General features: G+C 72.4%; 7 protein-coding genes and 1 pseudogene. 2 read left to right on the top strand and 6 right to left on the bottom strand.

The features are described from left to right. The 4 genes from H293_RS0133110 to H293_RS0133095 all read right to left on the bottom strand — a co-directional run bounded on the left by H293_RS0133110 (position 1) and on the right by H293_RS0133095 (position 7,381). Positions 1-1,374, bottom strand: a complete 1,374-nt coding sequence (locus H293_RS0133110; protein ID WP_020122115.1) for an extracellular solute-binding protein — start codon at positions 1,372-1,374, stop codon at positions 1-3. 117 nt (positions 1,375-1,491) lie between these two features. After that, entirely contained in the window at positions 1,492-2,154 is a 663-nt protein-coding gene (locus tag H293_RS59320; RefSeq protein WP_028808412.1) for a hypothetical protein, read from the bottom strand. Beyond that, positions 2,151-6,365 (bottom strand): glycoside hydrolase family 38 N-terminal domain-containing protein, encoded by a 4,215-nt coding sequence (locus tag H293_RS0133100; protein ID WP_020122113.1) that lies wholly within the window; start codon positions 6,363-6,365, stop codon positions 2,151-2,153. The genes H293_RS59320 and H293_RS0133100 overlap by 4 nt, the downstream gene beginning before the upstream one ends. Positions 6,366-6,496: 131 nt before the next feature. Beyond that, the gene (locus tag H293_RS0133095; RefSeq protein WP_020122112.1) at positions 6,497-7,381 is read right to left on the bottom strand and encodes a MurR/RpiR family transcriptional regulator; all 885 of its coding nucleotides are present in this window, start codon (positions 7,379-7,381) and stop codon (positions 6,497-6,499) included. 119 nt (positions 7,382-7,500) lie between these two features. On the opposite strand from H293_RS0133095, the gene H293_RS0133090 reads away from it, so the two are divergent. Then, a complete protein-coding gene (locus tag H293_RS0133090; RefSeq protein ID WP_020122111.1) occupies positions 7,501-8,265 on the top strand; it encodes a sugar isomerase domain-containing protein in 765 nt (254 codons plus the stop codon). A gap of 139 nt (positions 8,266-8,404) precedes the next feature. Here the strand turns inward: H293_RS0133090 and H293_RS60505 are convergent. Both H293_RS60505 and H293_RS0133080 read right to left on the bottom strand, forming a co-directional pair. Continuing rightward, positions 8,405-8,833, bottom strand: a pseudogene (locus H293_RS60505) (RNA-guided endonuclease TnpB family protein); the annotation flags it as partial. 162 nt (positions 8,834-8,995) lie between these two features. Beyond that, positions 8,996-10,036 (bottom strand): lysylphosphatidylglycerol synthase transmembrane domain-containing protein, encoded by a 1,041-nt coding sequence (locus tag H293_RS0133080; protein WP_020122110.1) that lies wholly within the window; start codon positions 10,034-10,036, stop codon positions 8,996-8,998. A gap of 481 nt (positions 10,037-10,517) precedes the next feature. Between H293_RS0133080 and H293_RS0133075 the strand changes: the two genes are divergently transcribed. Next, positions 10,518-13,739, top strand: a complete 3,222-nt coding sequence (locus H293_RS0133075; protein ID WP_020122109.1) for an AfsR/SARP family transcriptional regulator — start codon at positions 10,518-10,520, stop codon at positions 13,737-13,739. The last annotated feature ends 147 nt before the right edge of the window (positions 13,740-13,886 follow it).

The raw sequence follows: 13,886 nt of genomic DNA, 5'->3' as shown, positions 1-13,886 counted from the left end.
TCAGCTGCCCTGCTTCAGCAGCTCGTTCGCCTTCTCCTGGGCGTCCTTGACGGCGTCCGCCGGGCTCTTCTTGCCCTGCATGGCCAGCTGCACCTGGGACACGATGGCGTTCTGCACGGCCGGGGAGAGGTTGGTCTGGTTGGTGGAGGCCGTCTTGAGCTGGTCGGCGACGAGCTTGCGGGCCTGGGAGAACGGGTCGCTGCCGGTGACGTTCTGGAAGAACGGGTCGCTCAGCGACTCGGTGGTGGTCGGGAAGATCACCACGGCCGGGTCCTTGCACCAGGCCGTCTGGTTCTCGGCGTTGGTGAGGAACTCCGCGAACGACAGCGCCGCGGGGGCGTGCTTGCTGGTCGCGGCGACCGAGATGTACTGCGGGGCGCCGGCGGAGGCGACGCCGAGGGCGTCGTAGGGCTGCTGGCCGACGGCCGTCTTGTCGTACACCGACGGGCTGTTCTGCTTCACGAACCGCACGAAGCTCGGGTTCGTCGAGCCGTAGGCCACCTTGCCCTGGCTGTAGAGGGTGGAGGGGTCGTTGCTGGAGGACAGCGAGTCCTTCGGCATCGCGCCCTCCTTGTACAGCTTCGCCATCCACGCGACCCACTGGGTGGTGCGCGGGTCGTCGCCGAACACGGCGGACTTGCCGTCGCCGGAGAGGACCTTGATGCCCATCTGGTCGAAGTCGGCGGGGATGCGCCAGATCGGGTTGGCCATCGTCGCGAAGTACTTGCCGTCGGCGGCCTTGGCGACCTTCTCGTAGTCGGCGAAGAGCCCGAAGATGCTCGTCGGCGGCTTCGCCGGGTCGACACCGGCCTTCTCCAGCAGGTCCTTGTTGTACGTCAGCAGGACACCGCCGGTGTACCAGGGCAGCGTGGTGTGGATCGCCGTGCCCGAGGCGTTCGCGAAGGTGGCGGTCTTCCAGAAGGACGGGACGAAGGGCTTGGCGGCGGCCGGGTCCTTGGTGCCGATGTCGAGCAGGTAGCCGGCCTTGGTGAGGGCGGTCGCCGTGGGCGCGTTGACGTTGATGACGTCGGCCATCGTGCAGGCCTGGGCGTCGGCGACGGTCCGGCTCGTGAAGGTGTTGTCACCGGGGTCGTCGATCCACTTGACCTTGGTGCCGGGATGGGCCTTCTGGAAGTCCGCGATCACTCCGTTGAAGAAGCCGCCGAAGTCTTTCTTCAGATTGGTGGTCTGGAAGGTGATCGTGCCCTTGACGTCCCCGGTCAGCTTCCCCGACCCGATGTTTCCCTTGTCGACCTTGCAGGCGCCGGCGGTGGCGTCACCGCTGTCGGAGCCGCCGCCGAGGCCGCAGCCGGTGGCCGCGAGCGACAGAACGGCGATACAGGTCAGGGTGCGGGTCAGTCTCTTTGCGTGCATGTGATGCCCTCCACGGCTGGTTCAATGAACCAACTCCGACTCCGATTGATGAAAAGGTGGACCAGAATTCATCGGAGGTCAATGGTTTCCCGTGTTGCGTTTAGGTTCCGTACGAGATCAGTGACGGTGTTCGTGGTCCGGGTGGGACGGGTCGCCGGGGTGTTCGTGCCCGTGGGAGTACGTCACACCGCCGCGCGCCTGGTCCAGCCAACCGAAAAACGCCTGGCGGCCGGCTGCCGTGCGGAGCTCGCGGGTGATGTGGTCGCGGACCTCGTCGTACGGCAGCGTGTCGCCGGGCGCCGCCTTGTCGAAGGGATCGACGCCCCGCCTGAGGGCGTCCGGGGTCAGGAAGCGGTCCCGGTTGCGGTCGTAGTAGTCCCGTACGGCGTTCTCGGGGACGGTCTGTTCGGCTTCCAGGGCGGCGAGGAGGGTGCGGACCGCGGGGGAGTGGGCCAGCGCCGCCGCGACGATGCTGCCGAGGTCTGCCACGTCTGTCTCGGCGACGGCCAGGACGGAGGCGGGTGACACCTCTTCCGGTACTTTCAGGCCCCGGTCGGCACAGGCCCTTCGGGCGAGTTCATCGGTGACGATTACTTGTGTGGCCCAGCGGCGGCGTTGTCTCGCGACAGAGGGCGCCTCGATCGGCAGTCGGGCGGGTGCGGGGCCGTCGTGGCTGGTCGCGCAGTTCCCCGCGCCCCTGTGGGGCACTACCAGGAAGGAGTCCACCCGTTCCCTCGGTAGTGGTTCGCCGTCTATCAGTGCCGCGTGTTCCGTTGTCACGGGGTCACCTCCAGGGGGATCGCTCTCGTGTACGCCACCTGGCCGTTCCACGCCGCCTTGGCCAGCAGCCAGTACGTGCCCGGGGGGATCAGCGAGCCGTCCACCTCGATCACCGACTCCCGCTGCTCCCCGCCGGGGACGGTGAAGCCCTGGAGGCAGGGCGCCACGCCCTGCCAGGTGCCCCAGGACGACACCGCCCACAGCTGACCGCCGACCGGGCCCCGGGTGGAGTTGCGCAGGCTCACCGGAACCTGAGCCCGCTCACCCCTGCGCACGGTGACCCGGTCGGCGGCCAGGTCGCACACCAGGCCCTGCCCCGGGGGCGGTCCGCCTGGTACGTCGAGGCCCACGACGTCCTCGTACGTCTGGCCGCCGTACGACAGCCGGGCCGTGAGCCAGTGCCGGCCGGGCTCGGCGCCCGGTGGCGGTGTCACCGTCACCTCGGCCAGCGAGAAGCCGCCGGGCCCGAGCGCGTACGGCAGTTCGGGGGGCTCGGCGGTCCAGCCGGGCGGCACGTCGAGGACCACCGTGCCGTTCGCCGACGTGTCCGTGAGCTCGGAGCCGATCCGCACGGTCGCGGTGACGGGGCCGGTTGCGGTGAGCGCGGTCGGGGAGAGGTAGACGGAGACCGGCATGTTGCCGCGCGGGGCGGGCCCGGAGTTGTGCAGCCAGTAGCGGGTGTGGACGGGCTGGGCGGGCTCGTGGGCGGCGATCCCGGAGTCGGTCCCCGGTTCCGGCGCCTGCGGGGGCGTGGCCACGACGGTGGCCACCTCGAAACCGGTGAGCCCCGCCTCCAGCGCTCCGTCCTCGTCCGGGAGCAGGGACTCCCCGGGCCTTTCCAGTACGTCCGCCCGGGCGCCCTCGGTCCAGGCGACCGGCCCGCGCACCCGCGCCCGCACCGGCCGACCGTTGACCTCGTGCACGCGGACGACGACCCCGCGCCCCGGATCCACGGGCGCCGCGCTGCCCCTGGCCAGCGGGGAGCCCAGCGGCTTGAGGGCGTCGAGGAGTACCTCGCGGGCCGGTTCCACCTCCAGCAGGGAGGCGCTGCGGGGCAGGAGCGCGGACTCGCCCTCGCCGCGCACGCGGGCCGTGAGGGGATGGTTGAACTCATGGCCCCGCGCGGGCAGTCGGAGGTCCCGCCAGTCGCCCTCGCCCGCGACGACCGCGTACTCGAAGGTGTGCGACCAGCGCTGGAGCTGGAAGCCCGAGCCGTCGGGGGTCGTACGGCGGGGCGGGTCGACCCAGATGCCGGACGGCCAGCCGGTGCAGGAACGCATCAGGGACATGTAGAGGTCGCCGGAGGTGGTGACCACACAGCCGGGCGTGCCCCGGTTCAGGACGGCGAACCCGCGCCCGTCCCAGGCGTCACCGGGCGGGAGCGCCTCGCCACCGCCCGCCGCCGTGGCGGTGACGGTGAAGTCCTCCAGGTCCGCGATCAGCGCGTCGACGGCCTTGGCGTCCCCCGCGGGGTCGGCGCCGGCGATCACCAGCAACGGCAGCCGCTCCAGGTCGCGCAGGTCGGCGCCGGGCACCCACTCCTCGCGCAAGGAGGCGCGCGGAGCGACCCAGACGGCCACCACGCCCTGGTGGGCGATCTGGCGGCGCAGCTCGCGGCCGGCGGCCGGGTCCATGGCGAGCGCCTCGGCGACCAGGGAGTTGCGGTCGGGGCCGCCCACGGCGATCCGGATGTCGGGAAGGTTGGAGTCGACTTCGAGGTCGCCGTAGCGGGGTCCGCCCGCCACGGTCGAGGTCGCGGTGACGCCCGCGCGGACCAGGGCGGCCGCGAGCGGGGCGCCCAGCTCACCCGCCTCGTCCCAGTCGGCGTACACCAACTCGGCTACGCCGAAGGCCCGTTGGCCCAGCAGCGCGCCGGAGTCGTCGCGCAGGGCCACCCGTGCCGTGGACCCCAGCCCGAACCAGGTGTTGGCCGGGTTGTCCAAAGTCCACGGGAACTCCTCGCTGTTCACCTCCACGAACCCGAACCCCCGCCCGATCACCGCGTCGGCGACCTCGTGCACGGGCAGTCCGCCCCGTACGTCCGAGGGCCAGCGGACCCGGATCAGGCGGTCCTCGCCGTCGTAGCCGTCGAGCGTCGTGGAGACGTCGAGCCGGTCGACGCCGGTCCAGAGGGTCAGCTTCTGTGTGTACGTGAAGAGTCCGAGGTCGGCGCGGACGGTGACGCGGGACCCGGCAGGGGAGTGCTCGACGTCGATGTCCGCGGTGACGTCCCGGCTGCGGGCGGCGGTCGTGCCGGTCGGGGTGAGGTGCCACGGGCCCTCGCCGAAGCGGGGGTGCCTCGGGAACTCCTCCTGGACGACCAGCTCGTTGCCGATGTCACCGGCGGGCAGCAGCTCGCGGCCCTCCCCGGTGACGGACCGCAGGCTGCTCACGGCGCCGCCGCGCGCGGGGTCGACCGTCACCTCGTAGAACTCGTTGCGGATGGTCGTGCCCGCGCCGGAGGTCCACCCGGGGAGCGAACCGGCCGCCAGGGGCAGCGCCTTGAGGCCCATGCCGGGCACGTGAGGGACGACGACCCGGAGCGTGCCGTCCTGCTCGCGTACCGCGGGCAGCGGCTGGAAGTCGTCGCCGACCGGTACCAGCCCCGGGTCGTCGACGCTCAGCACGTCCTGTCGTTCCCAGGTGGCCGAGTTGAAGACCACCAGGTCGGGACCGCTGCCCGGCTCGACCCGGTCGGCCAGCGCCTTCGTCGCGTCGGCGTGCACGGTCTCGGCGAGGTCGGCCAACTCCCGCCAGCCCGTGAGGAGATCGATGTACACCTGGTCCGACTCGGAGCCGGTGATGGCGTCGTGGTGGGCGCCGTAGACGAGCTGCCGCCACGCCTTGTCGAGGGCCGCGTCCGGATAGGGGTGCCCGGTGACGAGGGAGGCGAGCGTCGCCCAGGCCTCCGCGTCGGCGAGCAGGGTCTCTCCGTACCGCTGGGCCTGCTTGGTGTCGATGTAGGAGACGTCCTTGCCGGTGTAGACCGGGTTCATGTCCCGCGTCTGCGGCGAGGCCTTACGCCCCTCGGCGTCCAACTCCGCGCGTACCGCGGCGAAGAAGTCCCGGGGGATGCCGGAGACGAACCGGGGCCAGACGTAACGGGCGTTCCAGTCCCGGTGGATGTCCATCACCCAGCGGCACGGCGGCGCGTAGTCCCCGCCGACCGGGAGCAGCACGTTGCGGGTGAGCGCGACCTTCTTGAGGCCCCGGAACAGCTTGAACGCCTCCGCCTCCGCCTGGGGCAGCGTCGGAGCGTTGTCGATCCGCCAGCCGGCGCCGTAGTGGTTGACCATGTACGCGGTGAGGATCCCGCGCCCCGAGGGGGCGATCCAGTCGAACTCGGCCGGGAACTGCATCCGCTGCGGGTCGCGCGGCTCCTCCCCGAAGACGGAGAGGGTTGGCCCCCACTGGTGGTACGGCCCGCGCGCCCAGGAGCTCGACGTGACCCCCGCGTCCGCCATCAGCCCCGGGAACTGCGGGTCGTGCCCGAACGCGTCCAGCTGCCAGGCGGTCTCCGGGGACGCCCCGAGGATCGCCCGCTGGTACCCGTCGCCGTACAGGGCGTTGCGTACGGTCGCCTCGGCGCCGGTGAGGTTGGTGTTCGGCTCGTTGTAGGTGCCGCCCATGATCTCGACGCGGCCGGTGCGGATCAGCTCGCGCAGGAAGCCGCGCTCCTCCGGGAAGGCGTTCCAGTACGGTTTGAGGTAGTCCACCTCCGCCAGCACGAAGGTGTACGCCGGGTCGCGCCGGGCCAGGTCGGAGTGCGCCCGGACCAGGCTCATCCCGGACTGGCCGCGCGAGTCGAAGGTGCGGGCGGGCAGACCGGTCGTGGCCGGGTCGTCGGCGACGTCCCAGGTCTCGGTGTAGGCGCCCTGGGTGTTCCACCAGACCGGGTCGTAGTGGAAGTGGCTGACCATGAACATGGTCCAGCCGGGCTCGGCGACCGTGAACTCGCCGGTGCCGCTCGCCGTCTCGTCCCCGTCGGCCGCGGTGACCGTGATCGGTCCGCCGGCGCCGGTCACGGGTATCTCGGCGCGGACGGTGCCGTCCTCGCCGACGGTGACGACGGTCTCCCCGGTGCCGTGCCCCTCGACCCGCACGTGGACCGAGCGGCCCGGGAGGTGCTCGATCCCGGCCGACACCACCTGGAGCGGTTGCTCGGGTGTACCGACGAACAGCTCGGTCGACTCAACAGAGGTGACGCGCATGGGGCTCCTACGAGATGACTCGGGGGAGCCCCATCCTGGCACCGGGAGGATGATTCAAACAACCATCCTTGTGTTATCTCGGTGGTTCATCCATGCAAGATCGGACACGGTCACCGTGCCGTCGGACACGGTCAACGCGTCCGGCGTGCCTTTACCGCATGCTGCGGGGTGATGTGGTCGGTGAGGGCGAGGGAGGCGCTGGCCCGCTGGTAGGCGACCTGGCCGACCCGGACGTAGAGGCAGTCGACGATCATCAGGACGGAGTGCCGGCCGCCGATGCTGCCGGTGCGGAAACTGGTCTCGGAGGTCGCGGAGATGAGCCGGATGTCGGCGGCCTTGGCCAGCGGGGAGCGCGGGTCGGTGGTGATGGCGATGGTGGTCGCGCCCCGCTCCTTGGCCATCTCGAAGGGTTCGAGGGTCTCGCGGGTGGCGCCCGAGTGGGAGATCCCTATGGCCACGTCGGCCGGGGTGAGCAGGGCCGCGGAGGTGGCCGCGCCGTGCACCTCGGTCCAGCCGCGGACCTGGCAGCCGATGCGGAACAGCCGGGTCTCGGTCTCCTGGGCGACCGCGCCGCTGCCCCCGACGCCGTACACGTCGATGCGGCGGGCCTTGGCCAGCGCCTGGGCCGCTCGCTCCAGCGAGTCGAGGTCGATGCGCTCGATCGTCTGCTGGATCGCCCGCAGGTCCGCGCTGCCGACCACCTGGACGACCCGCTCCAGGCTGTCGTCCGGGGAGATGTCCGGACCGATCTCGGCCGAGCCCCAGTCGGAGACCTCGCCGCGACCGCGCTCCTGGGCCAGCTCGATCAGCAGGTGCTGGTAGGACTCGAGCCCGATGGCGCGGCAGAACCGGGTCACCGTGGCCTGCGAGGTTCCGGTGCGGCGGCCCAGTTCGGCGGCCGAGCAGTGGGTGACGGCGGCCGGATCCTCCAGGATCAGCTCGCCGACCTTCCGCAGTGAACCGGCCAGCCGGGGCAGTTCGGTGCGGATCAGTGTGGTGACGTCGGTCGGAGGCATGGAAAGAAGGTATCAGCCACCCTTAGGGCCACTGATTGAATACCAGGACCGCGGTATGGTTTATTGATTCATCGATGGCTGATTGTATGGTGGTTCAATCCATCAGTGGGGAGTGTCGCGTGTCCGTCGAGTCAGTCAGCGCCCAGGGCTTCGCCGAACAGAGTCTGGACGTCCTCCGTCATGTCGTCGAGTCCGCCCGCGAGGACGTGCGCCGCGCCGCCGAGCTGATCGCCGACTGCATCCGCGCCGACGGCGTGATCCAGGCTTTCGGAACCGGCCACTCCCAGGCGATGGTCCTGGAGGTCGCGGGCCGCGCCGGCGGGCTCGTGCCCACGAACCGGCTCCAGATCTCCGACCTCGTCCTCTACGGCGGTGACGACCCGAGCGTCCTCGACGACCCGCTGCTCGAGCGGGAGCCGGGGGTGGCCGTCCGCCTCTACGACCTGGCCGCGCCGCGCGCCCGGGATCTGTTCGTCATCATCTCCAACTCCGGCGTCAACAACGTCATCGTGGAGATGGCGCTGCACGCCAAGCAGCAGGGGCACAAGATCCTCGCCATCACCTCCCGCACGCACACGGCGGCGGTGCCCGCGGGGCACGAGAGCGGCAAGAAGCTCGTGGACCTGGCGGACGTGGTGCTGGACAACGCGGCTCCGGTCGGGGACGCGTTGTTGTCGTTGCCGGGGGGTGGGGCGGTGGGGGCGCTGTCCACGTTGACCGGGGTGATGCTGGTGCAGATGGCCGTGGCGGAGGCGTCGGGTCTGCTGCTCGCGTCCGGGGAGCGGCCGCCGGTTTACGTGTCGGCCAATGTGCCTGGTGGGTTCGAGGGCAACCTGGAGTTGGAGAAGCGGTACGCGGGGCGGGTTCGGCGTACTGCTACGTAGGTTCTTTCGAGGGGTTGGGGTATCGCGGGGAACTTGCGGTCGGTGGGGGCTGGTCGCGCAGTTCCCGGCGCCCCTGGGTGTGTTGCACCTCCCTCAGTTGGGCCCGTGTGCGTGGCGGAGAAGTCCTTCCGGACGGTGTTCAGCAGACGGGCCTGCGCGGTCCCGGCCGCACCGCCACCCGAGCCGGACTCCCGCTCGTCCCGCCGGCGCCGGGGCAGTTCCACTTCGTTTCTGCGCGCTGTGCAAGAACGGGTCCTGGTCTTACCGGCGCTCCGCAGGCTGATACCGCCAGTCCGGCGGCCTGTTTGATGTTGAGTGCGGCGTTGGTGTGAACCGGCCGATCCTGACCAGGGTGCGGCCGTACCGTTCCGCTTTGTACGCCAGCATGCCGAGGAAGGATGACCATCCGGCGTCGTGCACGGACTTGGCCAGCCTGGTGCGGGCCAGTCCCGCCACTGACAGGTCCTCCACGGCGATCCCTTGGTTCTCGGAGATCAGCTTGGTGGAGAGCTGGATGGGGGAGGAACTCGCGGCGGGCGTCAGCAACTTCGGCGTGGGCGCGAGCGAGGTCGGGGACGGGGAGCCGGCCGGGTCCGACGGTCATCCTCTGGGGCGTCGTCCGTACCTCCGGCACGGACTGCCGGGGTTCGGCCGAGGCGGGGGCCGAGAGGCCGAGCGCCAGCAGCAGGGCGGCGGCCATGCATCTGAGAGGGTGGATGTCGCCAGGTGTTCACAGCGCCTTTCGGTGGACGAGGGCCGACATGCAGAGCACCCCGGGCAACAGGGGCAGCCACACCGTCAGGACGCGGTAGCCGATCAGGGTCGCGGTGCCGACGCTCAAGGGGACGCCGTAGACGGCGAGGGTGAAGACCATGGCCGCGTCCACCGGGCCGATGCCGCCGGGCGCCGGCACGGACCCGACCGCGCTGCTCGCGGCGAGGTACGCGAACGCGACCTGCGCCCAGGACAGCGTCACCCCGAGCGAGGCGCCGACCGCGTGGATCACGCTCGCCTGGAGCAGTGGCGCGGCGGCCGCGCCGCCCCACAGGGCGAGGATCCGGCTGGGCATGGTGTGCAGACGGCGGGCGTCGGTCAGGGCGGTGCGCACGAACGTGACCGCCGGGCGGCGCAGCGGGCGGACCAGGGTCAACAGCAGGAGCGCGGCGCCGAGTCCGAGTCCCGCGGCCACCAGTGGCAGGAACAGCATGCGCCGGTCCGGGACGAGATCACCGAGCCGCAGCAGACCCGGCAGGGCGACCAGGAAGCCGATCAGGACGAGCGTCTTGGCGATCGGCCTGACCAGCGCGTACAGGGCGAGCGAGGCGGTGGCGCGGGCCAGCGGGATGCCCTGCCCCTGGAGGAAGCGCAGGGTGACGGCGTGGGCGCCGAGGCTCGCCGGCAGCACATGATTGGCGGCGCCCGCGGCGAACTGCGAGGCCACCAGGAGCCCCGACGGCAGCCGCTCGGGCAGCGCGCCCTGGCGGACGACGGAGGCGGAGATCCAGCCCAGGCAGGTGTAGAAGAGCCCGACGAGCAGCCAGCCGGGATCGGCCGAGGCCAACCGCGCGGTGCCGTCGTACAGGGCACGCCAGTCCAGCGCCGCCCATATGCCGATGAGCAGCAGGGGGAGCACGGTGACCAGGCGGCGGGTGAGCCGGGTCAGGGGGCGGCGGGAGCCGGCGGGAGCGGGGGCCGGGGTGCTGACCGGGAGCGGGGCCGGGGCGGCGGCGGGGAGCGGACCCGGGGGACCTTCGAGCGGAAGCAGGGACACGGCGCACGTCGTCCTTTCGCGTCATGCCCCGTGCGGGACACGGGGCATGACGGAGGCAAGGCGATGCAGAGGGGACGAGGGAAACGTTCCCTCTCGGTGTGACGTTCAAATGTCCGGCAGCCGAAGGAGTGCGGGCGGCTGGGCGACACGAGGTGCGGCGACCGGTCTTCCGGCCGAGAAGTATCGGAGAGCGCTCTGCGACAAACAATCGGAGAGCGCTCATACGAACGCCCCCGACCAGCCGTCCCTCAGATGAGGGGCAGCTGTGGGCACCGTCGAAATCCAGTCAACCGCCGTCCGGAGAGGGAGTCGGGAAAACAGCCCCTTCGTACCGGTGTCACGCCCCGCTGCCGGGCCCGCGCACGGCGGCCGACTGGCAGGATCCGGCCAGGACGGCGCGGCTCACGTCGTCCGCGGACACCGCCCGTCGATATCGTCGAACACGCATCCGCGGGGCGGGCGGTACGGCGATCGGGGAACGATGCTCCAGGTACGTCTTCTCGGTCCGGTGGAGGTGTGGGAAGGGAACCGACGGGCCCCGCTTGGCGGGGTCAGACCCCTGGCGGTCCTGTCCGCACTCGTCGTCCACCTCGGCGAGGTGCTCTCCACCGAACGGCTCGTGGACTGTGTCTGGGACGAGCAGGCGCCCGCCACCGCCAGCGCCCTCGTCGCCACCCATGTCTCCGCGGTACGCCGCGCCCTGGCCCGCGTCGGCGAGGCGGAGGTGATCCGCACCCGGCCCCCGGGATACGTGGCCGATCTCGACGCCTCCCAGGTCGACGCCCGCCGCTTCGAGGAACTGCTCGGCTCCGGCCGGGCCCGGGCCGCCGGGGGCCGCGCCGAGGAGGCCGCCGAGCTGCTGTCCGAGGCACTGGGGCTGTGGCGGGGGCAGGAGGCCCTCGAAGGGCTGAACCAGTCGTTCGCCCGGATCGAGGCGGCCCGGCTGGCCGAACTGCGGCTGGTCGCCCAGGAGGAGTCCTTCGGCCTCCAGCTGGAGCTCGGCCGCGCGGACGGCGCCATCGCGCCCCTGCTCGCGCATGTCGCCGCCCACCCCCTCCGGGAACGGCCGCGAGGCCAGCTGATGACCGCCCTGTTCCGCACCGGACGGGTCTCCGACGCCCTGCGCGCCTACCAGGAGGGCCGCGACGTCCTGCGTGAGGAGCTGGGCATCGACGCCGGGTCCGAACTGCGGGCGCTGCACAAGGCCGTCCTCACCAACGACCCCGCACTGCTCGGCCCCGGCTCCCGCCCGCACGATCCCTCGCCGTTCGGCCCGGGCGCACACTCCCACGGCCCGTCACTCCTCGGTTCCGGCGCACGCTCCCACGACCCCTCGCCGCCCGGCCCCGGCTCCGGCCCCTCGTCCCGGGAATCCGCCGCCGCCGCGAAGACCCGGCAGCGGACCACGGACCGTACGGCGGCGGTCGGCGGCGGACCGGGCACGCCGGCCCCGAGACCCGCCCCCTCCCATCTCCCCCCGGACATCGCCGACTTCGTCGGCCGGTCGGAGCAGATCGACTGGGCCGTCGCGCTGCTGGGCCGCGTCGACGAGCCCGGCCGCACCGCACCGCCGATCGGCGTCGTCTCCGGGCGCTCCGGCACCGGCAAGACCGCGCTCGCCGTCCACGTCGGCCATCGCACCGCGGAACTCTTCCCGGACGGCCGCCTGTTCGTGGACCTGCGGGCCGCCGACACCGCCCCCCTGCAACCGGCCGACGCCCTCGCCCGGCTGCTGCGCGCCATGGGCGCCGAACCGGAGACCCTGCCGAGCTCCGTCGAGGAACTGACGGGGCTGTACCGCACCTACACGGGGCACCGCCGCATCCTGCTGATCCTCGACAACGCCGCCGGGGAGGCGCACGTACGGCCGCTGCTGCCGCCCGGTCCCGGCTCCGCCGTGCTCGTGACGAGCCGGCGCAGGCTGGTGGCGCTGGAGGGCGCGGCACACCTCGATCTGACCGTCCCGGACGAGGAGGAGGCCCTGGAACTCCTGCGCCGGGTCGCCGGAGCGGACCGGGTGCGCGCCGAGCCGGAACAGACCGCCGAGATCGTCTCCCTGTGCGGGCGGTTGCCGCTCGCCGTGCGCATCGCCGGGGCACGGCTCGCGGCCCGGCCGCACTGGGTGCCCGGCCGGCTCGCCGCCCGGCTGCGGGACGAGCGGCTCCGGCTCAACGAACTGCGCGCCGGGGACCTGGAGTTGCGCACCAGCCTCGAACTCGGCTACGCCGACCTCGACCCGCAGGAACAGCGCGCCCTGCGCCGGCTGGCCCTGCTCGACCTGCCCGACTTCGCGGCCTGGATCGCCGCACCCCTGCTGGACATCGGCACGGAGGAGGCCGAGGAGGCCGTCGAGCGGCTCGTGGACTGCCACTTCATCGATGTGATCGGCGTGGACGCCACCGGCCGCGGCCGCTACCGCATCCACGACCTGGCCCGGGAACACGCCCGCGAGCGCTGTCTGTCGGAGGAGAGCGCCGAGGAGCGGGCGGCGGCCGTGCGGCGCCTCGTGGAGTGCTGGCTGGGGCTGGCCGAGAAGGCCGCCGCGCGGGGCCCCGGCGGCGCGGCACGGTACTTCCCCGAACCGGCCGCCGTACGGCCCCTCGACCCGGCAGATCCGCGGGCCGAGGAGGATCTGCTCACGCGGCCCGCGGCCTGGTTCGCCGCCGAACAGGCCGGTCTGCTGGCGGCGGTGGAGTACTGCGCCGACCACGGCATGGACCGCGCCGCCCGGGACCTCGCCGGCGCGCTGATCGCGAGCTCGGTCGCGCTGTACAACCAGTTCGACGCCTGGTCCCGCTCGCACACCGCGGCCATGGCGGCGGTGCGGCGCAGCGGGGACGGCGAGGGCGAGGCGTGGCTCCTCACCGGGCTCGGCCAACTGCGCTACGAGCAGGACGAGTTCGAGGAGTCGTACGCCTACTACCGGGACGCGCTGCGGCTGTTCGAGGCCCACGACGACGTCCAGGGCGCCGCCCAGGCGCTGCTCGGCATGGCCACCGCCCGGCGTGAACAGGCCAGCTACGGCGAGGCGTTGGAGCTGCTCAACCGGGCCCTGGAGGGGTACGGGCGGCTCGACGACCGCGGTGCCCGGGCGCGGGTGCTCTACGGCCTCGGCTACGTGTACCGGGAACAGGGCGACGACCCCGCCGCCCGCGAGGCCTTCGGGCAGGCCCTGGAGCTGTACCGGGCGGAGGACGACCGGCACGGCGAGGCGCTGGTGCTGCGCGCGGTGGCGCTGTGCCACCGGGCGGAAGGGGAGTACGCGCGGGCCGAGCTGCTGCTGCGGGACGTGCTGCGGATCTTCGCCGGCCTCCACGACTCGTTCGGCGTGATGTACACGGAGCAGTCGCTGGCCAAGGTGGAGCTGCGTCTCGGCCTCCTGGACGCGTCGCGCGAGCGCCTCGGACGGTGCCTGGAGCTGGCTCGCGAGCGGCAGGACCGGTTCGGCGAGGCGCTGGTGCTGCGGACGCTGGGGGAGTGGCGGCTGGCCGCCGGTGACGCCGGGAGCGCACGGGACCCGCTGGAGCGGGCCCTGTCGCTCTGGGAGGCGCTGCGGCTCCCGCTGTGGCGGGCGCGGACGCTGTGGAACCTGGCCGAGGTGTGGGAGGCCGCCGGCGAGACGGACGCGGCCTCGGGCGCCCGCACCGAGGCGATGCGCTTCTTCCGGGAATCGGGGGCACGGGAGGCGCGGGAGCGGGGGTAGGTGGGTGGCACGGGGGTGCCGCGGATCGGGGCGGGTGCGGGCGTAGGTGGTCCGGGGGTGCCGTGGTGCGGGTGCGGGTGCGGGGGTCGGTGGGCCGGGGTGCCCTGGTTTGGCGCGGGCGCGGGCGCGGGCGCTGGCGCTGGCGGG

The sequence above is a fragment of the Streptomyces canus 299MFChir4.1 genome, assembly GCF_000383615.1.
Lineage (GTDB): Bacteria > Actinomycetota > Actinomycetes > Streptomycetales > Streptomycetaceae > Streptomyces > Streptomyces canus_C.
Note: the sequence above shows the minus strand (reverse complement) of the source record. Positions and strands in the feature narration are given on the sequence as shown.

Coding starts and splice junctions, on each gene's coding strand:
- H293_RS0133100 (WP_020122113.1), bottom strand. CDS start 6,365: ATGCGCGTCACCTCTGTTGAGTCGACCGAGCTGTTCGTCGGTACACCC.
- H293_RS0133075 (WP_020122109.1), top strand. CDS start 10,518: ATGCTCCAGGTACGTCTTCTCGGTCCGGTGGAGGTGTGGGAAGGGAAC.
- H293_RS0133095 (WP_020122112.1), bottom strand. CDS start 7,381: ATGCCTCCGACCGACGTCACCACACTGATCCGCACCGAACTGCCCCGG.
- H293_RS0133110 (WP_020122115.1), bottom strand. CDS start 1,374: ATGCACGCAAAGAGACTGACCCGCACCCTGACCTGTATCGCCGTTCTG.